Here is a 26,564-nt window from a genome sequence, read left to right on the forward strand (position 1 = left end):
TTTTTCTAAAAATTTCAATAGAAAAAACAAATTTTTAGGAAATACTTAATAAGTTTTATCAATAGCTTCTTTATTTTTGTGATCCAAAAACAACAACATGACCATCACACAATTACGCTATGTATTAGCAGTTGCAGAACATCAGAACTTTACAAAAGCCGCAGAAAAAACGTTTGTTACGCAACCAACCTTGAGTATGCAAATCCAAAAGTTGGAAGAAGAATTGGATATTCTAATTTTTGATCGAAGCAAAAAGCCTATAGAGCTTACAGAAGTAGGTAAAAAACTGGTGCAACAAGCTAGAAACATAGTTAATGAAAGTGAAAGAATTCAGGATATAGTAGATCAGCAAAAAGGATTTATTGGGGGTGAGTTTAAATTAGGGGTCATACCAACAGTGATGCCTACACTATTACCTATGTTCCTGTATAATTTTATAAAGAAGTACCCTAAAGTAAAACTTAAAATTGAGGAACTCACTACCGAAGTTATTATAGAACAGCTACAAGACGGACATCTTGATGCTGCCATTGCTGCCACACCATTACAAAATGAAAATATAAAAGAGCGTGTATTATATTACGAACCATTTGTAGGTTACATTCCACCAAGTCACAGGTTAAATCAAAAGAATAAGATAGATGTAACCGATCTGGATATAGATGATATGCTATTGTTAGAAGATGGACATTGCTTTAGGGATGGTATCATTAACCTGTGTAAAACACAAAAAAGCTATGATGATGATCATTTCCAGTTGGAGAGTGGAAGTTTTGAGACCTTAGTAAAACTAGCAAACGAGGGATTAGGAATGACTCTTTTGCCATATTTACACACACTAGATATAAATGAAAAAGAAAAAGGAAACTTACACTACTTTAATGAACCTTCTCCCGCAAGAGAAGTAAGCCTTATTTATCATAAAAGCGAACTAAAGATGCAAATAATAGAGGCATTACACAGTACAATTGCCGGAGTTATAAAAGGAGCAATTACATTTCAGAATGTAGAAATTATCAGCCCTTTATCAAAAATAAAAAGCGACTAAAAAGCCGCTTTTATTTTTTTATGATTTTAAATAGATTAAACAAGGTTCTAACTCTGGTTTGTTTAGTGCTAGAGATTGAATCCAAAGTTTTAATTCTTCAATCTCATGGGGAAGTAATCTGTTTAGTGCTTTAATCACTTCCTTTGTAAATAGATTTACATCAAAACTAACCTTTTTTAGTACAGTCTTAGTGTAATCAAACATTGCTCTCGCCATAAATTAATAGGGGTTTAAATGTTAGGTTTAAAACAAGTAATTGTACGATTATACTTACAGTTTTTAAAGTTGTTAGAACTAATATAGTCAAATAAAACGAAAAAACAGTTCTTTAACCCTTATTTAACTTTATTAAAAATTATTATCGCCATCCAAAAGATCGCCTAAACCTCCTAAAATACTACCTTCTCCTCTACTTTTACCACCACCTCTAGGGGCCAAAGCTAACACTCGATTAGCTAATCTACTAAAAGGTAAAGACTGAATATATACAACTCCCGGGCCTGTTAGATTGGCAAAAAACAATCCTTCTCCTCCAAAGATGGTATTTTTAATACCACCCACAAACTCAATGTCGTAATTGACACCTTTAGAAAATCCAATAATACATCCTGTATCAATTTTTAGTTTCTCACCTAGTTTTAATTCTTTTCTTGCTGTGGTCCCTCCTGCATGTACAAATGCCATTCCATCTCCTTCTAGTTTTTGCATAATGAATCCTTCTCCTCCAAATAAACCTCTTCCTAATTTTCTGGAAAATTCAATCCCGACAGAAACACCTTTTGCTGCACAAAGAAATGCATCTTTTTGACAAACAAACTTACCTCCATACTCGGTTAGATCAATCGGAATGATTTTTCCGGGATAAGGAGATGCAAAACTTACTTTCTTCTTACCTATTACTTCATTATAAAAAGCAGTCATAAATAAACTCTCTCCGGTAAGTAAACGTTTTCCTGCCCCAAAAATCTTGCCCATAAAGCCTTGATCTTTCTGAGAACCATCTCCAAAAATGGTATCCATTTTAATACCATCATCCATCATCATAAAACTACCTGCTTCGGCAATTACACCTTCTTGAGGATCCAGTTCTATCTCTACATATTGCATTTCTTCACCATAAATGGTATAGTCGATTTCGTGTGCTGTCATCTTTTATTATTTAAATTTATTGATCCGCTTAGAGCAGATTGATTAATGAATAATTTCAATTTATAAGTAATAAATTTTCATAAAGTGTTACAAACTATCTTCAATAAATCAGACCCAAATATGCAGTTTAAACAATCAAATAGTTAGCTTTTTACTTTTAAAGTCCATTCAAAATTAAATGTAGAAACTTCCAAACCTTCTTTATTAGTTCCCACAGATTTCATCCATACGGTTTGTCCTTCTCCTGTTTCGACAGCTTTTTGGATTGCTTCTTTAATCAACGATCCATCGTTACATACAAATGTAATTCTACCCGTTGCTTTCTTTGTAAATGTTGCATTATTATTAGCAACTAACATAGAAACTTTTTTTCCACTCTTTCGTATTTGTGCGATTACCATAGCGCCGGTACTTAACTCTGCCGCCATCCCTTGCACTGCCCAAAACATAGAATTAAAAGGATTTTGATTTATCCATCTATGCTTAACAGTAGTCACACAATGATCCTCGTCAATACTTTTTACGCGTACTCCACACAACCAGGCAGACGGTAACTTAAACATAGAGAACATATTAAACTTTCCAGGAGTAACTTTCATAATATCATATTTATTTTCCCTAAAGTATCGAAAAAGAATGGACATGCAAAATAGCTTCAAATCATAAAATTATGTTAAATTATGGTACTATGTTTTGCATAATACCTTCTTTTAGATATATATTTGCATAAGAAACTATTATATACTTTTAAAAATGTCCACTAACAACCACAATAATATCGCAACCTTTATGCACTTAGGAGTATTTACAAAATACTTTATCCCTTTTGGGAATTTTATAGTTCCTATACTATTATGGACCACCAATAAGGAAAAATCAGAGTTTATAGATACTCACGGTAAAGAAGCCATCAATTTTCAGTTAAGTGTTCTACTATATACCGTAATATTAGGAATGATCTCTGTTCCATTTTTTATGTTTAACCTCCTTGGTGATGCTTCTTTATTTGATTTATTTAATCATAACGGATTGGATATTAACTTCTCTACGGATGGAGGATTCAGAACATTAATTGGAGCTTCTTTTGTAGGGGTCATTGCGTTGATCGGTTTCTTTTTAGAAATCATTTTTATCATCTCTGCAGCATTAAAAGGAAATAAAGGAGAATTATATAGATATCCATTAACGATAAGATTTATAAAGTAATTTAGAATGAATTCATCAATCAACATAACATATGTTCTAATTACTGCCTTAGCTGTGGTATCCTCCTTCTTTTTTCATGAGTTAGCCCACTTCATCACCGGGAAACTCTTAGGATACGAAATGGGAATGACGCTTAATTCTGCATTCTTATTAGAAGGAGCATACCGAACAGTTTGGCATCAACAATTAGTAAGTGCTGCTGGGCCTTTATTTACAATAGTACAAGCATTTATTATTTATTATTTCATTAAAAAAACAAATAACAAGTATTGGTATCCTTTTTTATTCTTTGCATTTTACTCCAGAGTATTGGCAATGATTATATCAATATTTAATCCTAACGACGAAGCCCGCATAAGTGCTTGGCTTGGACTTGGGTATTGGATTTTACCATTATTAGTAGGTTTCACGTTATTAATTCTTTTAATCAAAACATCAAAAGAACAGAGATACAATTTAAAATTTAACCTCATCAATTATCTTTTAACTACAGTTTTTATTGCTGGCGTTGTATTCTCGGATCAATATATATTTTAATTAACCATCAATCATTAATCAAAAAATGAACAGTTTAACTTTTTAAAAAATCAGTTTTATGAAGATCGAAAACACAAAAGCGCAAATGCGCAAAGGTGTTCTGGAATATTGCATACTTTCAATTCTTAGGGACGATGATGCTTATGTAGCAGAGATTTTAGAAACCCTTAAAGACGCAAAGATGTTAGTTGTAGAAGGCACAATATACCCCTTACTAACCAGACTTAAGAATGCCGGACTACTCAGTTATCGCTGGGAAGAGTCCACATCAGGACCACCACGTAAATATTACGGACTTACAGAAACAGGAAAACTATTTCTGAAAGAATTAAATACCACTTGGGACGAATTACAAAATGCAGTAACCATAGTTACTAAACAAAAAAAGAAACAAAAATGAACAAGACAGTCAATATAAATTTAGCAGGCATATTTTTTCATATAGATGAAGACGCTTACTTAAAGCTGCAGCGCTATATTGAGGCAATAAAACGTTCATTTACTGACTCTCAGGGAAGAGATGAAATTATTGCTGATATCGAAGCTCGAATCGCTGAGCTTTTCAGTGAAAAAATAAAAGACGAAAGACAAGTTATCGGGATAAAAGAAGTAGACGAAGTAATTGAAGTCATGGGACAACCCGAAGATTATAGACTAGATGAAGAGATTTTTGAAGACGAACCAAAATCATCGTACCAAAGAGCTACAAAATCTAAACAATTATTTAGAGATACTTCTAATTCATATGTTGGAGGTGTAAGTTCTGGTTTAGGCCATTATTTGGGTATCGATCCTATTTGGCTACGTATTGCTTGGATACTTTTTACCGTATTTTCCAGCGGAGCATTCATCCTTATCTACATAGCGTTCTGGATTTTTGTTCCAGAAGCAAAAAGCACAGCGGATTATCTTGCTATGAAAGGAGAAGCTGTTAACATTAGTAATATCGAAAAAAAAATTAAAGAAGGATTTAACGATGTTGCGGATAAAGTAAAGGATGTCGATTATCAAAAATATAGTGATAAAGTAAAAAGTGGATCTACCAGTTTCTTTGATGCGCTTGGAGATGTTTTATTAGTTGTATTGAAGATATTCGTAAAATTTATAGGAGTCATACTAATTCTAGTAGCAGGAATCACTTTAATAAGTTTATTTATTAGCTTATTTACTGTTGGTACTTTTGGAATGATCGAAACTCCTTTTACAGAATACATCGATGTTGTAAATCATCCTAATGTTCCACTATGGTTAGTTTCATTACTTACATTGTTTGCAGTAGGTATCCCATTCTTCTTTTTATTCATTCTTGGATTAAAGATTGTGATCAATAATCTGAAGTCAATAGGTACACCAGCCAAACTTGCATTGTTAGCCGTATGGATTTTTTCTATCATAGGACTTACAATAGTTGGAATACGTCAGGCAACCCAGGAAGCGTATGACGCCGAAGTAATTGAAGATACCAGAGACTTATACATTGCACCTAGTGATACACTAAATATCAAAATGATAGGTAATAACAGGTATGCAAGAAACTTATATCATAGAAATGATTTTAAAATCAAAAGAGATGAAAATGATAACAAGGTCATAGTGATTCAGGATATTGAAGTTTTTATCAAAGAAAACAGAGAAGATTCTATTCCAAAAATTACAATTAGAAAGAATGCAGAAGGAAGTAGCTATGATGAAGCTAAAGAAAGAGCTGCAGCCATAAAATACGACTACGATATCAAAGGTAATTCTCTACTATTAGATGGATATGCGATTACTGATTATACAAATAAGTACAATGACCAAGAAGTAGAGATTATTATATCTATACCAGAAGGTATGACCCTATTGGCAGATGATAATACTTCTGGTTTTAATAACTCCTGGAAATACGATGATTATCTTACCATAGATGGTAAAGAAGGAAAGTATTTACAGTTGATAGATGGTAAACTTAGGTGTCAGGATTGTCCAAAAGATGAATGGCAATATAATGAGTGGGAAGATGACGATGATAATGAAGGAGTAAAAATCAATATAAATTCTGATGAAGATAATGCCAATCTTAAAATTGATGAAGACGGAGTACAAATCAAAAGCGAAGAAGTAGATATAAAAATAGACGAGAACGGAATCAAAATCAAAACCGATAATTAATCAATCTGTCCGCCTAAGGCGGATCAACAAAACGAACAGTTTAACAAATTAAATCACTCTTATTATGGCCACAGTAGCTAAAATCATCGTAACCCTTTGTCTCACAGCTTTATGTTGTTCTTGTAACATCGCATTTGACGGAATTAGAGGAGAAGGAGAAGTAATCCGAAAGGAAAAGACCATTAACGAAAACTTTGACACTATCAAATCAAGTCGAGGTTTAGATGTAGTATTGACAAATAAAAAAGATCGAAAAGTAATTATTGAAGCTAACGAGAATCTTCATCAACACATTGAAGTTTATGTAGAAGGAGAAACACTGTATATTACTTCGGATAAAAATATTTATCAGGCCGATGAAAAAACAGTCTATGTTTCTTATGACAAATTAGGTAAAATATCTGCTACAAGTGGTTCTAGAGTTACGTCTCAGGGAGCCGTTGTTCAAAAAGATCTTGCTATCAGCGCTACAAGTGGGGCCGATATAGAATTAAATGTGAAAGCAGAAACATTGACTACCTCGGTAACCAGTGGAGCTATTATGGATTTATCCGGAAAAGTAAATAATCATAATGCCAGTGCTACAAGCGGCGCTAATATTAGAGCAGATGAATTATTAAGTCTTAACTCCAGTGCAAAAGCTACCAGTGGAGCCTCTATAAGAATCCATGCTAAAGATCAATTTACAGGAAAAGCAACAAGCGGTGCAGATGTTGTATATTATGGCAATCCAGAAACAGTTTCTGAAAGCGACAATTCTGGAGGAAATGTGAGAAGAAACTAATCAGGCTAACGTCTAACCAATAAATACAAACTAACCGACCAACAACCTCACCAACCAGAAAAGAACCACCAGAAAAGCAGCATTTGTTGACAGACAAGTTATTTAGATATTTATGCTTTTCGGGTGGTTTTCTTTTGTGATTATCCGAAATTAGGAACACCTATTTTCGTCAAGCTGAACTTATTTCAGCTTCTTATGGCAGTAGTCTGAATATTAGTTATGATGAGATTCCAAAAACAAGTTTGGAATGACACAAAAATTACTTTATGGCTAATAAAGGATATTCAATTTTCTTTTTACATATTTTTAAATACCCGAAAATGATCACGCAAAAAATTTTACAGAACAAATTCCTTTTTATAATTCCCGTTACGGTTCTAGTTGGATTGCATATTCTGTGGGAGTATTTTAACGGAGGAGTTACGACACATTACCTATTAGCCAGAGAAGATTTACCCGGGATATCTAACTGGTGGGGACTTTTAACCATTCCTTTATTGAGCTGGATTTTAATTTCATTAAGCAAGTGGTTACATAATAAAAATCAAACTACCTATAGTATATCAAAAATCACAAATGGTTTTATTGGAGGTCTGGTTTTTGGTATCCTAATATCTCTGTTATGGGAATTTAGATTAGAAAACATTCTCTCATATGCTATTTTGTTACCAATCCCAATTGCACTTTTCCTGCGAGTACACCTTCCTGGTAACCTTCTAGGGTTTATTATTGGTCTTACCTATACTTTTGGAGGAATTTTACCAATTGGCATAGGTACTGTTCTAATCATAGGATCATTCCTGATCTGGACTATTTTCAGAAAAGGTTTACCATTTATATTTCAAAAAATCAATCAATCTATCCACTAAGGATAAATCAAAAAACGAACTATTATGTTAAAAACAATTTCAATCAAAATCACTTTATTTCTTTTTGCAGTATTTATATCACCTATATCAAATGCACAAGAAAACAAATCACTTCAGCAAACAATTCTGAAACTGGATGCAAAATTCTGGAAATCCTATAATACTTGTGATATCGAAACATTTCGAACATTCTTTGTAGAAGATTTTGAGTTTTATCACGATAAAGGAGGACTTACATCCGGACTAACAAAAATGATGTCTAGTGTAGAAAATGGATTATGCAACCCAGAAAATCCAAGAGTACGCCGAGAAGTGGAGGAAGGAAGTGTCGAAGTATTTCCTCTTAATAATTATGGAGCTATCATTACCGGAGAACACGTTTTTTATGTCTCAGAAAAAGGTAAAGAGGAACGACTTGCAGAAATAGCAAAATTCACCCATGTTTGGCAACATAAAAATGATCAATGGAAAATGACCCGAGTATTAAGTTATGATCACCAGCCAGCTCCACAGAATACAGATAAAAAAGAAATCTCCTTATCTGATGAGATACTGAATCAATATACCGGAACATATCAGGCTCCTCAAACCGGAACTATTGTTATCACCAAAAAAGATAATCTTTTAGAGATAAAAGCAGATCAAATGCAAGCCATTGTGTATCCTCAAAAAGAAAATTTATTTTTTCACAAACAAAGCCCACTCACTTTTGAGTTTATAAAAGAGAACGACAAAAAAGTATCAAAGATGCTTGTCAGAGAGAATAGTAAGATAGTAGAAGAAGCCCAAAAAGTGAAATAAAAAATCACTAGTAAAGAAAATAAACCTCTAAAAACTATCCTCATGACAATCAAAAGAAAAATAAAAAAATATCTGAAAATTATTTTTTCAACATTGATTATAGTATGCACTGGGTTTATTGCATTTATTCTCAACGAAACAAAAGACGAAGTCGATGCTAACTTGAGTAATATTGATGCAAAATTACAAGCTTTCTATAATAAAGAAAGGATGGCTGGTTTTGCAGTATCTGTTTTTAATACCGATAGTATTATATATTCTAATGGATTTGGTTATGCTGATATGGCGCACGATATTCCATATACTACAAATACTATTCAATATATTGCTTCCATCTCAAAAACAACAATTGGTGTTGCTTTATTAAAAGCTCAGGAATTGGGTTTATTACATATTGATGATCCCATTAACAAACACCTCCCATTTGAAGTAATAAATCCTCAATTTCCAAACCATCAAATAACTATAAAACATTTGGCTACCCATACTTCCTCTTTGGATTATAACGAAAAAGTTGTTGAGTCTTTATACATAGATGAAGCTGAGAAGGATAAGTCTATAGAAGAATTTATTAAAAATTATTTTGTCAATGATTATTATGGTGTAGTAAATTTTACAAATCACGAACCTGGTAAGAACTGGAATTATTCAAATATTGGAGCTGGATTAGCAGCATACATAATTGAGCATACAGCTAAGATGCCATTTTCAGAATTCACCCATAAATATATTTTCGATCCCTTACAAATGGAAAATACAAATTGGTTTGAAACAGCATCAGATAGTACTAAGCTATCTAGGTACTATGCTCCTGAAAAAAATTCTACAATTACAGAATTTAAAACTAGTGGTGTTCAATTATATCCTGCTCGAGATATCCTTACCAATATAATGGACTTAACTAAATATTGCCAAGCTATACTTTCGCAAAATCATAAAATATTATCCGATCATTCCTATGAACTCATGCTCGATCCAAAACTAGATACCTCAGTAACAAATCAAGAAGTAGATAATACAGGATTATTTTGGATGATTGACAGAAATCAATATGGAATCACTTATCAATTAACAGGTTCCAATGGTGGAGATAACTGTATCAATACCATGATGTGGTTTGACCCTGTTAACAAACTAGGTTATATTTTTATTGGAAATACAGGGGCATCAGAATTAAATAAAGTTAATCATATATGGATTTACAGAACATTGGTGAGCTTAGGTGATCACATTCTTATCAATAATCCCAAAAATACATTTAGCCAAAAAGTTGGATATAGATGGCATAATTTATACAATAGAGTCAGAGGATTGTTCTAATACTTAAAACAATCCTATTAATATCGATAAAACACCATTTTTCACTTAACCGATCTTTGCCAATGGCGAAGAAAATAGTCTCTTTTTAGGGGCTATACTTTTTTTGGTATACCTTTTGAAACTTCTATACTGTAACAGTTTTTTTACAAACCTGTCCTTTAAATACATAATTTTAATCATGAAATATACTTAAACACAAAAAACAGTGTTTAAAAAATAAAACCACACATAAAATGAGATCACTTCTATTTACATTATTTTCAATTTTCATTTTAGGAAATATATATGCTCAGAAAGAAAGAGTAAAAGGCAATAAAATAGTCATGACCGAAGAAAAAATCGTTGATGCTTTTCACTCTATTGAGCTATACGATAATTTTGAGGTTTCTATTGATGAAGACAGTGATCCAATTGTTAAGGTAGAAGCAGACAGCAATCTTCAGGAATTTATTGAAATCTCCATCCAAGATAGCATTTTAAAAATAAAATCTACAAAAGAACTCAGACGCGCCAAAGCACTAAATATCACTATTTCCTTTTCTTCAGAATTGAAAAAAATTAAAACATATAATAAAGTAAACCTCAAATCTCTGGCACCTATAAAATCTTCGAAACTTAGTGTTGAAGCCAATGATAATTCAGAAGTATTTTTGTCTATAGATGCGGGTAGTATAACAGGTATTGCAAACGGAAAATCAAATATTGACCTACACGCAGATGCTAAAGAAGCTTTTTATCAGGTAAATGAAAATTCAGAATTAAAAGGAATCATAACCGCTGATAGTCTAAAGATAGATTTGTATCAAAAAGGATATGCAAAATTAGAAGGAAATGTCAAATCAATGCTGGTAAGGGCTGATGGCGATACTGATTTTTATGGTGAAAAATTGACCTCAGATAAAACGTTTATTATTGCTGAAGGTTCTAGTGAATGCTATGTGTTGGTAAATGAAGAAATCACTATCGAAGCTAAAGATGAAACAGAAATTTATTTACTTGGTGAGCCAAAAATTAACATGACAATGTTCGCTAATGAAGCTACATTGTACAAGAAAAAAATTGACTATAGTCAGAGTCGACTCAAATTAAAATAGAAATTCTTAAAAATAGTAGACCTGACAGATTTTGGAAACCTGTCAGGTCTAAAAATGTTTTTAGTTTGATACTTATTACGCAGAAACTTCTTCACTAGTTTCTACCGTGGCTAGATATCTTTCTGCGTCTAATGCTGCCATACAACCGGTACCAGCTGCGGTCACTGCTTGTCTATATTCTTTATCCTGAACATCACCAGATGCAAAAACACCAGGGATATTAGTTTTGGTAGATTTCCCTTCTGTAATGATATATCCGGTATCATCCATATCGATCTGACCTTTAAAAATATCTGTATTTGGTTTATGGCCAATTGCAATAAATAAACCAGTTATTGAGATCTCTGATTTCTCTCCAGTTTGATTATTCACCATACGTAAACCTTCCACTACTTGGTCTCCTAATACCTCATCAACTTCGGTATTATACAATACTTTAAGATTAGGCGTATTATTCACACGATGCTGCATAGCTTTAGAAGCTCTCATGTAATCTTTACGTACCAACATGGTAACACTAGAACAAATATTAGAAAGATACGTAGCTTCTTCTGCCGCAGTATCTCCGGCACCAACGATAGCAACGTCCTGACCTTTATAAAAGAACCCATCACAAACCGCACAGGCAGAAACTCCACCTCCTCGTAATTTCTGTTCACTAGGTAATCCTAAATATTTAGCTGTTGCGCCTGTAGAAATAATAACAGCTTCAGCTTCAATTTCTTTTGTATTATCTACGGTAACTTTATGGATTCCTCCTACTTCTTTACTAAATTCTACAGAAGTAACCATTCCAATTCTTACTTCAGTACCAAAACGTTCTGCTTGTTGTTGTAATTGAACCATCATTGTTGGTCCATCAATACCTTCAGGATATCCAGGAAAATTATCAACCTCTGTAGTAGTAGTTAATTGACCACCTGGTTCCATACCGGTATACATAATCGGTTTAAGATCTGCTCTTGCTGCATATATTGCCGCAGTATAACCTGCAGGTCCTGAGCCTATAATAAGGCATTTTATTCTTTCTATAGTATCTGACATAATCTTATTCGGTTTATTCTGATGTAAAAGTAGCAATTTGAAGAGAAACCTTACAGTAAAGTTATTAAGAATTGTTATTAATTAATAGAGAGTTTATATAGTAAAGTTAAAACCGCTATTGAATACTATTATTTAAAGATGATATATCATACATTTATTCCAAAATAGAGAAAAATGACGCTTTTCGATACTTTGGATATTTTGGGAACAATTGCCTTTGCGATTTCAGGAGCATTGAGCGCTATGAACAGAAGATTGGATCTCTTCGGAATCTTTATTATCGCTTTTGTAACTGCTATTGGAGGAGGAACTCTAAGAGATGTACTTATAGGGGCAACACCAGTATCATGGATGCAAAACACGATAAACTTGTATCTAATTGGAGGCGTTACTGGTGTATCCATCATCTTTAGGAATAAATTGGATTATCTTAAAAAATCCCTTTTCTTATTTGATACAATTGGACTAGGAATTTTTACGATTATAGGAGTAGAAGCAGGAATACAAACCGATCTTGATCCCATTATATGTATTGCATTAGGAACAATGACTGGATGTTTTGGAGGAGTAATCAGAGATATTTTATGTAATGAAATCCCGGTAATTTTCAGAAAAGAAGTATATGCTACCGCTTCTATAGCCGGAGGAATTTGTTTTATGATATTACATGCACTAAAAGCACCTATCAATATCACATATATTGCTACCACACTGTTGATTATTGTGATACGACTGCTAGTTGTGAAATATCAAGTTTCATTACCTATGTTTACGGTTAGAAATCAGAAAACCTAATACTATTACTAATGAAAACACATTTTGATCTTACCAATTCAGAATTCGAAAAACAGTTTAAAGAGGGCATTCTTGATCCTTCATTATTTAATCATGAAGCGCACATAAGATTAGCATGGATATATCTTAACAAACATGATATCCATACTGCCTGTCGTGAAATTTCTACACAAATTTTAGCATATGTAACTCAGTTAAATGCCACCGATAAATTTAACAAAACACTTACTATTGCAGCAGTTAAAACCGTGAATCACTTCGTTCTAAAATCTAAATCAAACTGTTTCCAGGATTTCATTGCTGAATTCCCAAGATTGAAATATAATTTTAAAGATTTGCTGTATTCTCATTACAGTTTTGATATAGTTAATTCTGAAAAAGCTAAAACGGAATATTTAGAGCCGGATTTATTACCGTTTTAGTAATCCGACAAAAGATCTTAGTTTTTTAAGCTATTTTTCCATTTTTAAGAACTCCTCTAGCATACTCGTCATCATATTTAGAATTAAAACCACCGTCACCAACTCTAATCAATTTAGAGCGAGATGGATGGCCTGCCCAGCTTCTATGGTTGTTAGAAGAACATTCAAAAAGTAACGCATCATCAGCTTCAGAATTATAATGCCCTCCCATAAACTCTTCTTTAAATTTTTCCTTTGCCTCACGATCTCCTGGATTTCTCTCTGCTCTTATAGAATTATAATAATCATGTTTTTCTTTAGAAATATTTCCCGCATAATGATACTGATCATTTGGGTGCCAACCTATATTAGTAATATGTTTATGACTTTGAGTATATCGCCCATGTTCAAAATATAATGTAGGCTTGTCAAAATTATCCCAACTCATAGTATATCCTATATACTTCCCAGATTCTGTTGTACTAATCCCCATAATTTTAAGATTTTAAATAAATGTAAAAAACGATTTTCTATGTATGTAAAAATACCCTTAACATATTGACAGCAATATTAGCAATCCAACAATTAATATACAACAGTAGGAAAGTGGCAAATAATTATTTTCTAATTTACTAAAAACCAATAAATTAAACAATTCTAATTTCCCTCAACAATCCAGAATCTAATAAGAATCGTACAGAAGCTAAGAAAATAGTTAATATCCCGATTATTTCTTTGGAAATCGATACTTTTTGGGCTATGTTCGTATGCTCAGAAAAGAAATTACACAATGATTATAGAACCTAGAACTCGCGGATTCATTTGCCTAACCGCACATCCAATTGGATGCGAACAAAACGTACAAAACCAAATCGATTATATAAAATCCAAAGGAGCTATTAACGGACCAAAAAAAGTACTGGTCATTGGTGCTTCTACCGGGTTTGGACTGGCCTCAAGAATTACTGCTGCATTTGGTTCTGATGCCGCTACTATTGGAGTGTTTTTAGAAAAGCCTCCAAAACCTAACAGACCTGCTTCTCCTGGCTGGTATAACAGTGCTGCTTTCGAAAATCAAGCACATCAGGCAGGATTATATGCCAAAAGTATCAATGGTGATGCTTTTTCTAAGGAGATCAAGCAACAAACCATTGACCTGATCAAAAAAGATTTAGGACAAGTCGATCTAGTTATCTATAGTTTGGCCTCTCCTGTACGTGTACATCCCGAAACCGGAGTGAAACACAAATCTGTTCTAAAACCAATTGGTGATCCATATACCAATAAAACAGTGGATTTTCATACAGGTGATATATCACAAGTATCAATTGATCCCGCTACAGAAGAAGATATAGAGAATACCATTACGGTTATGGGTGGAGAAGACTGGAAGTTCTGGATGGATGCCTTACAAAAAGAAGATTTATTAGCTCCAGAAGCCAAAACCATTGCGTACTCTTACATAGGTCCAAAATTAACCGAACCTGTATACAGAAAGGGTACAATAGGTCGTGCCAAAGATCATCTTGAAGCAACTGCATTTGATATTACCAAATCGCTGAAAGATATTGATGGAAAAGCCTATGTTTCTGTAAACAAAGCGTTGGTGACACAGGCTAGCTCTGCAATTCCGGTCATTCCTTTATACATTTCTTTGTTATACAAAGTGATGAAAGAAAATAATGTCCACGAGGGTTGTATAGAACAAATGCAACGATTGTTTGCTGATAGATTATATAACAATAGTGAAATTGAGACTGATGATGAAGGCAGAATACGCGTGGATGATTGGGAAATGCGAGAAGACATCCAAGCTAAAATAAAAGAATTGTGGGATAATGCCACTACCGAAACTTTGGTGTCTATCGGTGATCTAGAGGGATATAGTAATGATTTCTTTAATCTATTTGGTTTCAAAGTAGCTGGAGTAGATTACAATCAGGATGTAAATGAGGTGGTAGAAATCCCTGGATTGCAAGCTTAATATTTATTTACCTTATACAAAACAGTATCCCCTTTATTATCCATTTAGGGGATACTTCTTTTCTATTTAGTATCAAAACGACAGATAACTATAGAATTGAATTTTTATAATATATTTATAAACGGCTATATCATAGAGATATAATTATCTTTTGGAACTATAACTATAGGTTGTATAACATTTCAGAAAACGAACAATGACACCTGAAATTGCCAAAAACAAAGTAAATAAAAAAGGTTGGACGTCAATTCACGAAAATAATGCTAAATTAGGTGCTTAACTCGTGAGTCGTGCTCTTTTGTTACATCTGATTTTTCCTTTGGAAAATCCTCACGGTAAATCTGCAATCTAACTGAACATAAGAAAGTTGAAGAATATACTATCAATCATAATTCTGTTTAGCCAATTAAGTTATGCCAGTGAAAATATTGAAATAAGTATCCTTACTTGTTCTGTTGGCCAAGAAGTCTATTCCGTTTTCGGTCATACCGCTATTAGAATTGTTGACAGAAGTAACAATATAGACGAGGTTTACAATTTCGGAATGTTCGACTTTGACACCCCAAATTTCGAATATAAATACCTAAAAGGTAAACTAAAATATCATCGAGGCGTTCAACAAATGGAGGACTTCATAAAAATCTACACATACGAAAGAAGAGTCGTTACCGAGCAAATTTTAGACCTGAACGCAGACGAGAAAAGGGAAATTTTAGACAGACTTCGGTTCCTTTACAAACCAGAAAATAGATTTTACCTCTACTCTTTCTTAGAGAAAAACTGCTCTACAGAAACCCGAGAATTATTAACATACATCGGTGTAGATTTTGAAAATCAAAAAATTGAAAAATCCAATCGATCTTTAATCAATTCATACCTAAATGAAATGCCATGGCTAAAACTTGGAATTAATTTGGTATTGGGAAAATCTCTGGACAGAAATTCCAATCGTAATCAAAGTATGTTTCTGCCGGACTATCTTCAAAAAGAAATTGATGCTTCGACATTGAAAGGTAAAAGATTGGTTAAGTCCGAACAAACTCTAAACTCGATAGAAAACAAGGTTGGATTCAATGTTCAAAAGATATTCTCTCCAATAGTACTCTTTTCGCTTTTAGCAGTATTATTTCTATTTAAGTTTCCGAAATCTTTTAGAATAATAATCAGTTTGGGTATTGGATTCACAGGCTTGTTCATCCTTATGCTATGGATATTTTCAGGACACGAAGAAGTCAAAGCCAATCTAAACATTATTTGGTGTAATCCTTTATATCTTCTTTACATTCCGCTACTAATAAAAAACAAAAGTAACATAATACTAAGTTTTGTACTAATGATATCAATAGTTAGTGCGGTGTTCATCTGGATCATTAAAGTGCAGGTTTTTGATATTTCCATTATACCACTTTTATCCATTTTGGGAATTTTGAATTTAAAAGAAATCAATCGAGAACCTGGATTTTTAGCTTGGTCAGAACTAAAAGAGAAAATTGGAAAAAAATTAATATAGGATAGGCAGAACGAAATTCACTATTGGAAAAACGTGGAAAAACTTAGCTGATATAGTGTTTTCTGAAAGACGTGTATTGATTCGTAAAGGTCTTCAAATATTTAATTTGTTAGTATTTAGGTAGGAAAATTAAATATCCAAATTGAAAATTGGAATCTGCATTAACCTTCTTACCGATAGGCAAATCCAAAAATTCAGCATCTTCTTTACACTCTACGTTGCATACCCAAACTGTTACGCTCAATTATTTCCGTCCTGAACAAAGGCTTCATAATTCTAAAAAAATCTAACAAAAGTTAGAGTAAAGACAGTGACTAAATATCCAGACCAGAGCGTAAAAAAATGCTTCAAAATTCAATAGTTACATCTTTCAATTCAATTTTATTCTAGGTGCATTCGTAATTGTAGTAATTACTAACGCTATTTGCTAACAAATCCATTTAGAAACAGGAATCTTAAAAGCAGGTATTCTGATTTATATCATTGTATAAACAATTGATATATAGTAGGTTTAATATCTAAAATATTAGCTCAACACTAATAAAATAAAAACATAACATATGTACACATAACCCTAAGTTCTATATCCTTTTTTAGTCAAGCAGATAATGAAGGTTATTAATTGAAAAAGCACACAGTTAAAACGTATTATCATGAATCAAGAACATCCAAATATCAGTATTTTAAAGAGGTTCAACCCTGCAAATCCAAATACTTTGGCAGAGGTATTAGCCAAAGATTTCGTTTGGCATTATATTAATCCGAAACTATCCGTTTTAGAAGGAGACTATTTTGGCCTCTCCGGTTTAACGGATTTCTTCAAAAGACTCGGAGGTCTTACCAGTGGTTCCTTTAAGGTAAATCCTATATCCATAATTCCTATGGGAGATGAAATAGTCATTACACGTGTTAAAGACACAATGTTATTAAAAGGTAAATCAATGGAGATTGATGCCATTGTGGTATGGTGTATTATCAATGGTCAGATCAGGGAAGCTTGGGATATACCTATTGCTCACACTGCAAAAATGCTAAAAACTATAAAAGAAAAACTATGAAAATAGTCGAGTTTACACCACAAAATGTGGTACAGGAGACTTGAGTTTTTAATATAAACTCATAAAATCAAACTTATGAATAAGCGAGTATTACTGGCTAAAAGACCAGAAGGATTACCTGATGAATCAACATGGAAATTAGAAGAACAACCTATTCCAGTTATTGGTGAAGGTGAAGCTCTAATTCAAACAGAATATATATCCATTGACCCTGCCATGCGTGGCTGGATCAAAGATACAAAATCATATCTTCCTCCTGTACAAGTTGGAGACGTGATGCGTGCCGGTAGCGTAGGTAAAGTAATTGAGTCCAATAACCCGAATATGAAAGTGGGTGACTATTCTGCCGGATTGGGTGGCGTCCATCAATATGTAGCGACCGATGGCAAAGGTTGGATTCAAGTTGACCCGAACAGGGCTCCGCTACCCAAATATCTTAGTGTATTGGGCTTGACAGGGCGTACGGCTTATTTCGGATTGCTCGAAATAGGCCAACCAAAAGAAGGAGAGACAGTGTTAGTTTCCGGCGCCGCTGGTGCGGTTGGAAGTACAGTCGGCCAAATAGCAAAGATCAAAGGGTGCCATGTTGTAGGAATTGCTGGAGGAAAAGAAAAATGCGATTACATCGTAAACGAACTTGGCTTTGATGGCGCAATTGATTACAAAAGTGAGGATATCAGAACACGGTTGAAGGAGCTATGTCCAAATGGAATTGATATTTATTATGACAATGTAGGTGGTGAAATACTGGATATAGCCCTCACTCAGATCAATAGAAAGGCGCGAATTGTTATTTGTGGTGCAATTTCCCAGTACAACAAGAAACACAAAGGACCTGATAACTATTACTCATTATTGGTTAACAGGGCCAGAATGGAGGGGTTCGTTGTCATAGATTACGCCAAGGATTATCAGACTGCCCACAGGCAAATGGGTAAATGGCTGATGGAAGGAAAGTTAAAGTCTAAAGAATTCATTGTTGAAGGAATAGAAAATTTTCATGAAGCATTTCTAAGGTTATTTTCAGGAGAAAAATTGGGTAAACTGGTACTGAAAGTCGCATAGTTCCATATTGAACTCGATGGCAGCAGCTTTTCCAAAAGTTGTGAACTTATTGAGAATTGCAATGAGGTTATAATTTTTGGGCCGATGGTTTAGTTCACAAAACAGAATAAAATGAAAAAAATAAAAATACCAGATACAATGACAGTCATTGTTTTGAATTCTTATTCTGGTGCTGATGCCTTAAGTATTGAGCAACGCCCTATACCAAAACCTGGAAAGAATGAAGTTTTAGTCAAAGTTGCCTTTGCACCAATAAACCCTTCAGATTTAGCAACTTTAACAGGTTATTATGGCTTAAAAAATCCTACTCCTATTATCCCAGGTGGAGAATGTTCTGGAGAAGTTGTTTCTGCTGGACCGGGAGCTATCGCAAGCTACTTCCTTGGTAAAAGAGTTGCCTGTGGTGGTTGGGGAAAAGGCGGAGGTGTTTGGTCAGAGTATGTAGTAAAAAGTGTAAAAGGAGGAGTTTTACCTTTGAATAAATCATTAAGTTTAGAGCAAGGAGCAATGTCCATAATAAATCCTCTAACAGCCAGTGCTTTTATAGACATTTCGAAAAAAGAAGAGCATAAAGCCATTGCATTGACTGCTGCTGCAAGTTCACTTAGTAAAATGGTAAACAGTCTGGCGAAAAGCGAAGGGATTCAAATAGTCAATATAGTACGCAGAGATGCACAAGTGGATCTTCTCAAGGCCCAAGGAGCTGAGATTGTTCTGAACAGTAATGGTGTAGGATTTGAACAACAACTATATGATGCATGTCATGAAACCAATACTCATATAGCATTTGATGCAGTGGCAGGTCAATTAACGAATCAGCTATTAAAAGCTATGCCTCCAAATAGCAAGGTTATTGTTTATAGCGCACTTTCTAAACAAACAGTTCAAGCGAGCCCTGATCTTTTAATATTTGAAAATAAGAGGATTGACAGTTTCTGGCTAGGCCCTTGGATGAGCCAACAAAATGTAGTTAAAATGATGCGGTTGTGGAAACGTTCACAGAAACAAATACCAAGCCATCTCAAAAGTGAAATCAGAAAAATCTATCCAATGCAAGAAGTGAAAGAAGCCATCCGCAATTATGAAAGCCAAATGACTGGAGGAAAAATCTTGTTAAGAATGTCTTGATAAAATAGGTAGAGCTTCTGGTAAGGTTTTTAAATTGTGGTGTAAATATTTTAAAGAATGAATTACTTTAATTGACAAACATCTAACAGGTTAAAAGAAAACAATATGAAAAATTTCATCACTAATTTATCGATCAGCAAAGCGGCAATGGTTGTAGGAATTGCGTTTATAACCTCTGTTTTCATCGTAACCTTAGTTGATGATTTTATTTTAGCCAATTTTGTAGTACCGGGTGATACAGAAGCTTTAGCCAGCGATATTGAGTCTAATAAGAGACGCTTTGAATTTGCTGTTGTTGGATATTTACTGGTACTTGTCCTGGATGCTATTATCGGACTCGCACTTTATGTAATTCTTAAACCCGCAAATAAGAATCTTGCGTCGCTAACGGCAGTTCTAAGGTTGCTATATGCTTTTACTTTGATAATCGGACTGTTTGCTCTGGCATTTCAAATTATAGATGTTTACGACTATGCATCTATAAAACTCTTAGGATATGTATTTTTTGCCTTGCACATCTTTATACTTGGTTATTCGATCTTCAGGTCAGAATATATCCCGAAAAGCCTTGGGATTTTGTTATTGGTTGCATCTTTTACATATATAGTGTTTTTTATAGATTTTCATCTACCCGAAACACTTCAGGTGATTATAATGTCAACCATGGCAATTGCAGAACTTCTACTAAGTATCTGGCTCATAGCGAAAAGAAATAAGCTACCAAAAGATTAATTTTAGGAAACTATAAATAGAGCCTTGAGGCTTTGTTAATCAAGCTGGTTTGATTTAAGTGAAAGTAATAAAAATAAAGAAAATAGGAGCGTTAGAATAATAGAGTCTGATCAAAAAAAAATGTAAATACAAAAAGTAGAGATCCAATCGATCACCCTTGGATATCTTAATGGATTACAAATTATTATATATTAGTAAAAATCAAAATAATGAAAAACTATATAAAAATAATTCTGTTCTGTTTTATCATAACAACCACAGTCCGGGCACAAGAATCAACGACAGATTATATTCAGAAAGTAAAAACGCTGGATAGTACGTTAGAGACTTTATACGGAGTCATTTCTGGCGAAAAAGGAGAAGCTAGGAACTGGGAATTATTTAAATTTCTATTCAAGCCAAAAGCAAAACTGATCCCTTCAGGAAAAAATAAGGAAGGTGTTTTTGGCGTACGCTATATGTCTCCTGATGATTATATAACAAGTTCCGGAAAATGGCTTGTTGATAATGGCTTTTTTGAAAAGGAGATTCATAGAACAGTTAATACTTTTGGTAACATCACCCAAGTTTTTAGCACCTATGAATCTTTTAAAAGCAAAGCTGATGATAAACCATTCATGAGAGGTATTAATAGCATTCAGCTACTTAATGACGGAAAAAGATGGTGGGTAATAAATATTTACTGGACTCAGGAAACCGAGGAAAATCCTATTCCAAAAGAATATTTACCTAAAATGTAAGTTAATCTAAACAAATCTTAGAATAATACTAACGTTTGCATCTTATGAATGCATTGAATCCGCGAAAATCTATTTTAAATCCTATACTATTGATACTATTCTTTTTGCTATGTTCAATTGGTAATGGCTTTTCTCAGAACCATCGAGAAATAGAGCGAAAAATTAGAGATTCAATCCATACAGAGTTTATCAAAAATTACAGTAATTGTTCATTTTACAGTAAAAATGGCGTCACTAATTTTAATGGAAAAACCGAGTTTTGGAAGATTTGTGAATTAAAAAATGGAAACAGAATTATTCAGGTAGAATCTCATGCCGAAGCCACTTATTTTCAAGAAATTTATTTCGAAAAGAAAGGAAAACTAACCTATGCAAGAGAAACTCAAAATTATACACCTATTAATAGTTTCGAACAAATGAAATGGAACTGCGATTTCTATATTCAAGATAATAGGGTAATCACCACTATATCTCTTGGACATGGAAAAACAGAAGATGAAGAATGGGATGAAAACATGATCATAGCAATGTATGCTAAGAGAGTAACCGAAATAGAAAGAATTCAGCAATAATCGGATTGCTAAAAAAATGAGTTGGCTATATCTTTGAATAATGGAAAACAATCACCATTTTGATATTGTAAAAAAAGCAATTCACTACATCACTAGCAATTATAGAAACCAACCTAATCTGGATGATATTGCAGCGACCGTTCATCTCAGCAAATTTCATTTTCAAAGAGTATTTCAAGATTGGGCTGGTGTTAGCCCGAAACAATTTTTGCAATTCATTACTACAGAACAAGCTAAGGAAAGTCTTTCTAAAGGCAGATCAACTCTAGAAACGGCATATAAGGTAGGATTATCAGGAAATGGAAGATTATACGATCTATTTATAAAAATTGAAGGCTGTACACCAGGAGAATTTCAGAAAAGAGGAAAAGGTATTATTATACAATATGATGTGATAGCATCTCCTTTTGGAAATGTATTAATCGCAGAAACTACTATTGGAATTTGTAAACTGGTGTTTATAGAAGAAACTACAAATCCTTTAGCCACATTAAAGTCTGAATACCCTGAAGCCGATTTAATTTGTCAATTAGGAATTCACGGCGCCAAAGTAAAGCAGTATTTTGCAAACTGGGACATTCCCCTTGAAGCCATTGTGTTGGATCTAAAAGGAACTTCTTTTCAACTTAATGTATGGAAAGCATTATTAACAATTCCTTCATCACAATTATTAGCCTATAATGATGTTGCCTCTTATATCAATAAGCCAACTGCCCAGAGAGCCGTTGGCACTGCTATTGGTAAAAATCCAATTGCATATTTAATTCCTTGTCATCGTGTCATCAAACAAACCGGACATTTAGGAAATTACAGATGGGGAAGTGATAGAAAAACTGCTATTATTGGATATGAAGGTATAAAGCTTAGCGATAAACCTTCGGCTTAGTCATTATGAATTAGATTGTATGTCTAAAAATGCAACAAAACAATATTCAATAAGTATTTATACCTGAACCCGTACAATCATTACATACAATTTTCGTTATTTTGCAGACAAATATCAGATACTTGAAAAATACATTTTTCTATATAGTTTTTACATTGTTTTTTTCTACCATCACGTTTGCGCAAGAAGGTAAAAAAATTAAAGTTCAATCAGACCGTACCATCAAAAATGAAGAACGTTTTCCTGGAGCTACTATCTTAGCCAAAGTAAATAAACAGGTGTATATTGAGCATGATGGTATTGAGATCTGGTGTGACAGGGCTGTACATTATGGAAAAGACAAGTTTGTTAGAGCTCTTGGTAATGTAAAAATGAAACAGGGAGACACGCTTACTATGACCAGTGCGTATGCAGAATACAACGGAAATAGTAAGTTTGCCTACGCCAGAGAAAAAGTGTTTTTGGAAACACCGTCTAATACACTTACGACAGATACTTTGTTTTTTGACCGTCAGCGTCAACAAGCTTATTATCGCAGTGGAGGAACAGTAAAAGATTCTTCCAATACACTGACGAGTAAAATTGGTCGGTATTTTATGGATAGAAAACAATATTCCTTTAATACAAATGTAAAAATTGTTAATCCCGAAAACACGGTAGATTCTGATCGACTAGATTATTATACAGATAACGGTCACGCCTATTTATATGGTCCATCAACTGTAAAGGGGGAAGAAAGTACCTTGTATTGCGAACGTGGTTTTTATGACACCAAAGTAAAGACGGGCTATGCCATCAAAAATGCACGTATTGATTACGACAATCGTACTGTTTTTGGTGATAGTATATTCTACAATAGTGCTATTCAATTTGCATCAGCTACTAATAATATCAAAGTATTGGATACCGCTAACAATTCTGTAATAACTGGTCATTATGCTGAAGTTTTTAAAGACAAAGATTCTGTATTTATTACCAAAAGAGCATTAGCAGCAACTTTACAAGAGAAGGATTCTATCTATATTCATAGTGATACACTCATGGTTACAGGAAAACCAGATCGAAGAATCATGAATGGTTTTTATGATGTTCGGATTTTTAAAAGTAATATGAGCGGTAAGAGTGATTCTATCAACGTTGATCAAACTACAGGATATACTAAAATGATTGGCAAACCTATTATCTGGTCACAACGAAATCAAATGACAGGAGATACGATCAAAATCATTTCTAATACAGAAACTGAGAAACTTGATTCTCTTATGGTATATCAAAATGCATTTTTAGTGCAAGAAGACACGCTCAAAGCTGGATATAATCAAGTAAAGGGTCAGACCTTGTATGGATTATTTAAAGACAATGAAATCTATCAGGTAGATATTGATAAAAATACGGAGACCATATTTTACCAGAGAGAAAGTGAAGGAGAATTGAAATTGATTGGTATTAATAAAGTATTATCAAGTTCAATTAAATTATTATTGGAACAACGAGAAATTGTAGACGTTTTTTACTATCAAAATGTAGATGGGACCTTGTATAGAGAAATTGATTTACCCGAAAACGCAAGAGAATTATCTGGTTTTAAATGGCGTGGAGATGAGCAAATATTAAGTAAAAAAGATCTTTTTAGAGGCGAAGCACCTCCGAAATTAACAAAAATAACAGGAATACCCCTACCTGTTGAAGATGATGATTTCTTTGACGAAGAAACAATAAAGCGTCTTGAAGATAATAAATCTGAAGGCTCGCGTTTATTGGAGCAAAAGCTGGAAGATGCAGAACTAAAAGAAACAAATGAAGAACTAGATTCTATACCTAAAGCGAAGCAAAAAATTAAAGAAGATCTAAAAGTTAAAAAGAAAAAGGATACAAGTTCTAAAAAGAAGCCGTCTAAAAAAACAGCCTTTGTAGATCCAGATCTTAACCGTTCGGCAAGACAAAGAGATAGCATTACAGTAACTACCTTAAAAAATCAAAAAGCAGATAGCATTAATAAAGAAAAATAGAATAATGATTATCCGCAATGAAAAGCACCTATTTATCGTCAAGCTGAACTTATTTCAGCTTCTCATCACAATAGTCTAAATATTAGTTATAATGAGATTCCAAAACAAGTTTGGAATGACATACAAAATTTACTTTATACTAATAAAGGATATTCAAATTAAATATCTTGACCTTTAAGTAAGTTATTCTTTTAACACGGGATCAGTCTAGAATTAAAAGAGTTTCTTCTATTCACACAATAAAACTCCAATAGTTTAGCTTAACTTTGCCAAGGTGAAAAAAGACTTTTTTACATACCAGGCGCAAACAACACCGCATCCACTGGCCATGGAAATTTCTCATGCAGAAGGAAGCTATATTTTTTCTACAGATAACAAAAAATATCTGGATTTCGTAGCAGGAGTTTCTGCTTGTAGCCTGGGACACCGACATCCCAACGTCATAAATGCTGTTAAAGAACAGCTTGACAAGTATTTACACGTAATGGTTTACGGAGAATACATCCAAAAACCCGCTGTAGAACTCACAAAATTATTGGCATCTCTTCTACCCCATCCTTTAGAAAAAACATATCTCACCAACTCTGGAACCGAAGCCATTGAAGGATCACTCAAATTAGCAAGAAGAGTCACAGGAAGAAGTCAAATCATAGCTGCAAAACTTGCATATCACGGCAACACAATGGGATCTATGAGTGTAATGGGTTTCGAAGAACGAAAACAAGCTTTCAGACCCTTAATTCCAGATGTATCTTTCATAACTTTCAATAAAGAAGAAGATTTACAGCAAATTACAGAAAAAACAGCAGGTGTTATTCTGGAAACAATACAAGGAGGTGCAGGATTCATTGAACCCACAAATGATTATTTAAAAAAAGTCAGAGAACGTTGTGATGAAGTTGGAGCCGTATTGATTCTGGATGAGATACAACCTGGATTTGGACGTACAGGAACATTATTTGGATTTCAGAATTATGATATGATCCCGGATATTGTCGTTATGGGTAAAGGTATGGGAGGCGGATTACCTATTGGCGCTTTTACAGCTTCTTCTGCTATGATGGATATGCTACAAGACAACCCAAAACTTGGACACATCACTACCTTTGGAGGAAATCCGGTAATTGCAGCTGCCGCTTTGGCAACATTACAGGAAATTACAAAAGGTGACTTAATGGCAGAAACCTTAAAAAAGGAAAAATTATTAAGATCCTTATTAGTACATCCTCTAATCAAAGAAATAAGAGGTATTGGGTTAATGCTTGCACTTATTACCACATCTCCAGAGATCACTAATGAAATTGTTTTCAAGTGCCAAGACAAAGGATTGATCCTTTTTTGGTTGCTTTTTGAACCCAAGGCAGTAAGGATTACGCCACCTTTAACGATATCCGAAGAAGAAATCAGAGAGGGCTGCCAAATCATTATAGAAGTATTAAACGGGATTCAGAATCAAAAAAAGCCTGAATAACATAATGATTAATTCATCTAAAACCCTTATCTTTAGTAGACTATCTTACCATTTCACACATTCAATAGTATCTAGTGGCTTATAATATAAAAAAATGCTAATCCATTCATGGGTATTGGTACGCATTTTGTTAATTAGTTTGTTAAAAACAATTGATTTCTGAAGTAGTATCATATCATTTCATTTGTAATTTTAATACTGAGGAAATCA

The 26,564-nt window shown here is 33.6% G+C and carries 28 protein-coding genes; 23 read left to right on the forward strand and 5 right to left on the reverse strand.

The genetic code is table 11. The annotated features are described in order from the left end of the window. The first annotated feature begins 97 nt into the window (after positions 1-97). Positions 98-1,048, forward strand: a complete 951-nt coding sequence (locus ACFSR1_RS02570; protein WP_378289315.1) for a LysR family transcriptional regulator — start codon at positions 98-100, stop codon at positions 1,046-1,048. A gap of 18 nt (positions 1,049-1,066) precedes the next feature. Here the strand turns inward: ACFSR1_RS02570 and ACFSR1_RS02575 are convergent, their stop codons facing one another. The 3 genes from ACFSR1_RS02575 to ACFSR1_RS02585 all read right to left on the reverse strand — a co-directional run bounded on the left by ACFSR1_RS02575 (position 1,067) and on the right by ACFSR1_RS02585 (position 2,796). Next, entirely contained in the window at positions 1,067-1,264 is a 198-nt protein-coding gene (locus tag ACFSR1_RS02575) for a hypothetical protein (protein ID WP_027392192.1), read from the reverse strand. Positions 1,265-1,396: 132 nt separating this feature from the next. After that, entirely contained in the window at positions 1,397-2,197 is an 801-nt protein-coding gene (locus tag ACFSR1_RS02580; protein ID WP_378289317.1) for a TIGR00266 family protein, read from the reverse strand. A gap of 143 nt (positions 2,198-2,340) precedes the next feature. Next, on the reverse strand, positions 2,341-2,796 hold the full coding sequence (locus ACFSR1_RS02585; RefSeq protein WP_378289319.1) for a DUF4442 domain-containing protein: 456 nt from the start codon (positions 2,794-2,796) through the stop codon (positions 2,341-2,343). A 154-nt stretch (positions 2,797-2,950) separates the two neighbouring features. Between ACFSR1_RS02585 and ACFSR1_RS02590 the strand changes: the two genes are divergently transcribed. The 9 genes from ACFSR1_RS02590 to ACFSR1_RS02630 all read left to right on the forward strand — a co-directional run bounded on the left by ACFSR1_RS02590 (position 2,951) and on the right by ACFSR1_RS02630 (position 10,959). Beyond that, the gene (locus ACFSR1_RS02590; RefSeq protein WP_378289321.1) at positions 2,951-3,403 is read left to right on the forward strand and encodes a DUF4870 domain-containing protein; all 453 of its coding nucleotides are present in this window, start codon (positions 2,951-2,953) and stop codon (positions 3,401-3,403) included. Positions 3,404-3,409: 6 nt separating this feature from the next. After that, the gene (locus tag ACFSR1_RS02595) at positions 3,410-3,940 is read left to right on the forward strand and encodes a hypothetical protein (protein WP_378289323.1); all 531 of its coding nucleotides are present in this window, start codon (positions 3,410-3,412) and stop codon (positions 3,938-3,940) included. A 58-nt stretch (positions 3,941-3,998) separates the two neighbouring features. Continuing rightward, positions 3,999-4,340, forward strand: coding sequence for a PadR family transcriptional regulator (locus ACFSR1_RS02600; protein ID WP_280935442.1), 342 nt, complete (start codon positions 3,999-4,001; stop codon positions 4,338-4,340). Next, positions 4,337-6,091 carry a PspC domain-containing protein gene (locus ACFSR1_RS02605; RefSeq protein ID WP_378289325.1) on the forward strand — a complete coding sequence of 585 codons (1,755 nt, stop codon included), beginning with the start codon at positions 4,337-4,339 and terminating at the stop codon, positions 6,089-6,091. Before ACFSR1_RS02600 ends, ACFSR1_RS02605 begins: the two co-directional genes overlap by 4 nt. Positions 6,092-6,155: 64 nt before the next feature. After that, positions 6,156-6,875, forward strand: coding sequence for a head GIN domain-containing protein (locus tag ACFSR1_RS02610; RefSeq protein WP_378289327.1), 720 nt, complete (start codon positions 6,156-6,158; stop codon positions 6,873-6,875). Between the two features lie 320 nt (positions 6,876-7,195). Then, on the forward strand, positions 7,196-7,744 hold the full coding sequence (locus ACFSR1_RS02615; protein ID WP_378289329.1) for a hypothetical protein: 549 nt from the start codon (positions 7,196-7,198) through the stop codon (positions 7,742-7,744). Between the two features lie 24 nt (positions 7,745-7,768). Beyond that, positions 7,769-8,545, forward strand: a complete 777-nt coding sequence (locus ACFSR1_RS02620; RefSeq protein WP_378289331.1) for a nuclear transport factor 2 family protein — start codon at positions 7,769-7,771, stop codon at positions 8,543-8,545. 42 nt (positions 8,546-8,587) lie between these two features. Beyond that, positions 8,588-9,865: a serine hydrolase domain-containing protein gene (locus tag ACFSR1_RS02625; protein ID WP_378289333.1), complete on the forward strand. Its 1,278-nt coding sequence runs from the start codon at positions 8,588-8,590 to the stop codon at positions 9,863-9,865. A 233-nt stretch (positions 9,866-10,098) separates the two neighbouring features. Then, the gene (locus tag ACFSR1_RS02630; protein ID WP_378289335.1) at positions 10,099-10,959 is read left to right on the forward strand and encodes a GIN domain-containing protein; all 861 of its coding nucleotides are present in this window, start codon (positions 10,099-10,101) and stop codon (positions 10,957-10,959) included. Between the two features lie 75 nt (positions 10,960-11,034). On the opposite strand, the gene trxB is transcribed toward ACFSR1_RS02630, so the two are convergent. After that, the gene (gene trxB / locus ACFSR1_RS02635) at positions 11,035-12,003 is read right to left on the reverse strand and encodes a thioredoxin-disulfide reductase (protein ID WP_378289337.1); all 969 of its coding nucleotides are present in this window, start codon (positions 12,001-12,003) and stop codon (positions 11,035-11,037) included. Between the two features lie 174 nt (positions 12,004-12,177). Between trxB and ACFSR1_RS02640 the strand changes: the two genes are divergently transcribed. Together ACFSR1_RS02640 and ACFSR1_RS02645 are read left to right on the forward strand one after the other, a co-directional pair. Continuing rightward, positions 12,178-12,798, forward strand: coding sequence for a trimeric intracellular cation channel family protein (locus ACFSR1_RS02640; RefSeq protein WP_378289339.1), 621 nt, complete (start codon positions 12,178-12,180; stop codon positions 12,796-12,798). 11 nt (positions 12,799-12,809) lie between these two features. Next, positions 12,810-13,220, forward strand: coding sequence for a hypothetical protein (locus ACFSR1_RS02645; RefSeq protein WP_378289341.1), 411 nt, complete (start codon positions 12,810-12,812; stop codon positions 13,218-13,220). A gap of 25 nt (positions 13,221-13,245) precedes the next feature. Here the strand turns inward: ACFSR1_RS02645 and ACFSR1_RS02650 are convergent, their stop codons facing one another. Then, positions 13,246-13,692: a hypothetical protein gene (locus tag ACFSR1_RS02650; RefSeq protein ID WP_378289343.1), complete on the reverse strand. Its 447-nt coding sequence runs from the start codon at positions 13,690-13,692 to the stop codon at positions 13,246-13,248. A 297-nt stretch (positions 13,693-13,989) separates the two neighbouring features. Here ACFSR1_RS02650 and fabV point away from each other — a divergent pair, with 297 nt between their 5' ends. The 11 genes from fabV to ACFSR1_RS02705 all read left to right on the forward strand — a co-directional run bounded on the left by fabV (position 13,990) and on the right by ACFSR1_RS02705 (position 26,354). Further along, positions 13,990-15,183 (forward strand): enoyl-ACP reductase FabV, encoded by a 1,194-nt coding sequence (gene fabV, locus ACFSR1_RS02655; RefSeq protein ID WP_378289345.1) that lies wholly within the window; start codon positions 13,990-13,992, stop codon positions 15,181-15,183. Between the two features lie 367 nt (positions 15,184-15,550). Beyond that, positions 15,551-16,693 carry a lipoprotein N-acyltransferase Lnb domain-containing protein gene (locus tag ACFSR1_RS02660; protein WP_378289347.1) on the forward strand — a complete coding sequence of 381 codons (1,143 nt, stop codon included), beginning with the start codon at positions 15,551-15,553 and terminating at the stop codon, positions 16,691-16,693. A gap of 653 nt (positions 16,694-17,346) precedes the next feature. Then, the gene (locus ACFSR1_RS02665) at positions 17,347-17,751 is read left to right on the forward strand and encodes a nuclear transport factor 2 family protein (protein WP_378289349.1); all 405 of its coding nucleotides are present in this window, start codon (positions 17,347-17,349) and stop codon (positions 17,749-17,751) included. A gap of 75 nt (positions 17,752-17,826) precedes the next feature. Then, on the forward strand, positions 17,827-18,816 hold the full coding sequence (locus ACFSR1_RS02670) for an NADP-dependent oxidoreductase (protein WP_378289351.1): 990 nt from the start codon (positions 17,827-17,829) through the stop codon (positions 18,814-18,816). Between the two features lie 111 nt (positions 18,817-18,927). Further along, positions 18,928-19,944 carry an alcohol dehydrogenase catalytic domain-containing protein gene (locus tag ACFSR1_RS02675; protein WP_378289353.1) on the forward strand — a complete coding sequence of 339 codons (1,017 nt, stop codon included), beginning with the start codon at positions 18,928-18,930 and terminating at the stop codon, positions 19,942-19,944. Between the two features lie 105 nt (positions 19,945-20,049). Beyond that, the gene (locus ACFSR1_RS02680; protein WP_378289355.1) at positions 20,050-20,676 is read left to right on the forward strand and encodes a DUF4386 domain-containing protein; all 627 of its coding nucleotides are present in this window, start codon (positions 20,050-20,052) and stop codon (positions 20,674-20,676) included. A gap of 209 nt (positions 20,677-20,885) precedes the next feature. Beyond that, entirely contained in the window at positions 20,886-21,416 is a 531-nt protein-coding gene (locus tag ACFSR1_RS02685) for a hypothetical protein (RefSeq protein WP_378289357.1), read from the forward strand. A 44-nt stretch (positions 21,417-21,460) separates the two neighbouring features. Continuing rightward, the gene (locus ACFSR1_RS02690) at positions 21,461-21,988 is read left to right on the forward strand and encodes a hypothetical protein (protein ID WP_378289359.1); all 528 of its coding nucleotides are present in this window, start codon (positions 21,461-21,463) and stop codon (positions 21,986-21,988) included. Between the two features lie 40 nt (positions 21,989-22,028). Continuing rightward, complete coding sequence (locus ACFSR1_RS02695) at positions 22,029-22,874, forward strand: bifunctional helix-turn-helix domain-containing protein/methylated-DNA--[protein]-cysteine S-methyltransferase (RefSeq protein ID WP_378289361.1); 846 nt, start codon at positions 22,029-22,031, stop codon at positions 22,872-22,874. Between the two features lie 122 nt (positions 22,875-22,996). Then, positions 22,997-24,883 carry an OstA-like protein gene (locus tag ACFSR1_RS02700; RefSeq protein ID WP_378289363.1) on the forward strand — a complete coding sequence of 629 codons (1,887 nt, stop codon included), beginning with the start codon at positions 22,997-22,999 and terminating at the stop codon, positions 24,881-24,883. 274 nt (positions 24,884-25,157) lie between these two features. Then, positions 25,158-26,354: an aspartate aminotransferase family protein gene (locus tag ACFSR1_RS02705; RefSeq protein ID WP_378289365.1), complete on the forward strand. Its 1,197-nt coding sequence runs from the start codon at positions 25,158-25,160 to the stop codon at positions 26,352-26,354. Positions 26,355-26,564: the final 210 nt, after the last annotated feature.

The organism is Aquimarina rubra, assembly GCF_042684305.1.
GTDB classification, from domain to species: Bacteria; Bacteroidota; Bacteroidia; order Flavobacteriales; family Flavobacteriaceae; genus Aquimarina; species Aquimarina rubra.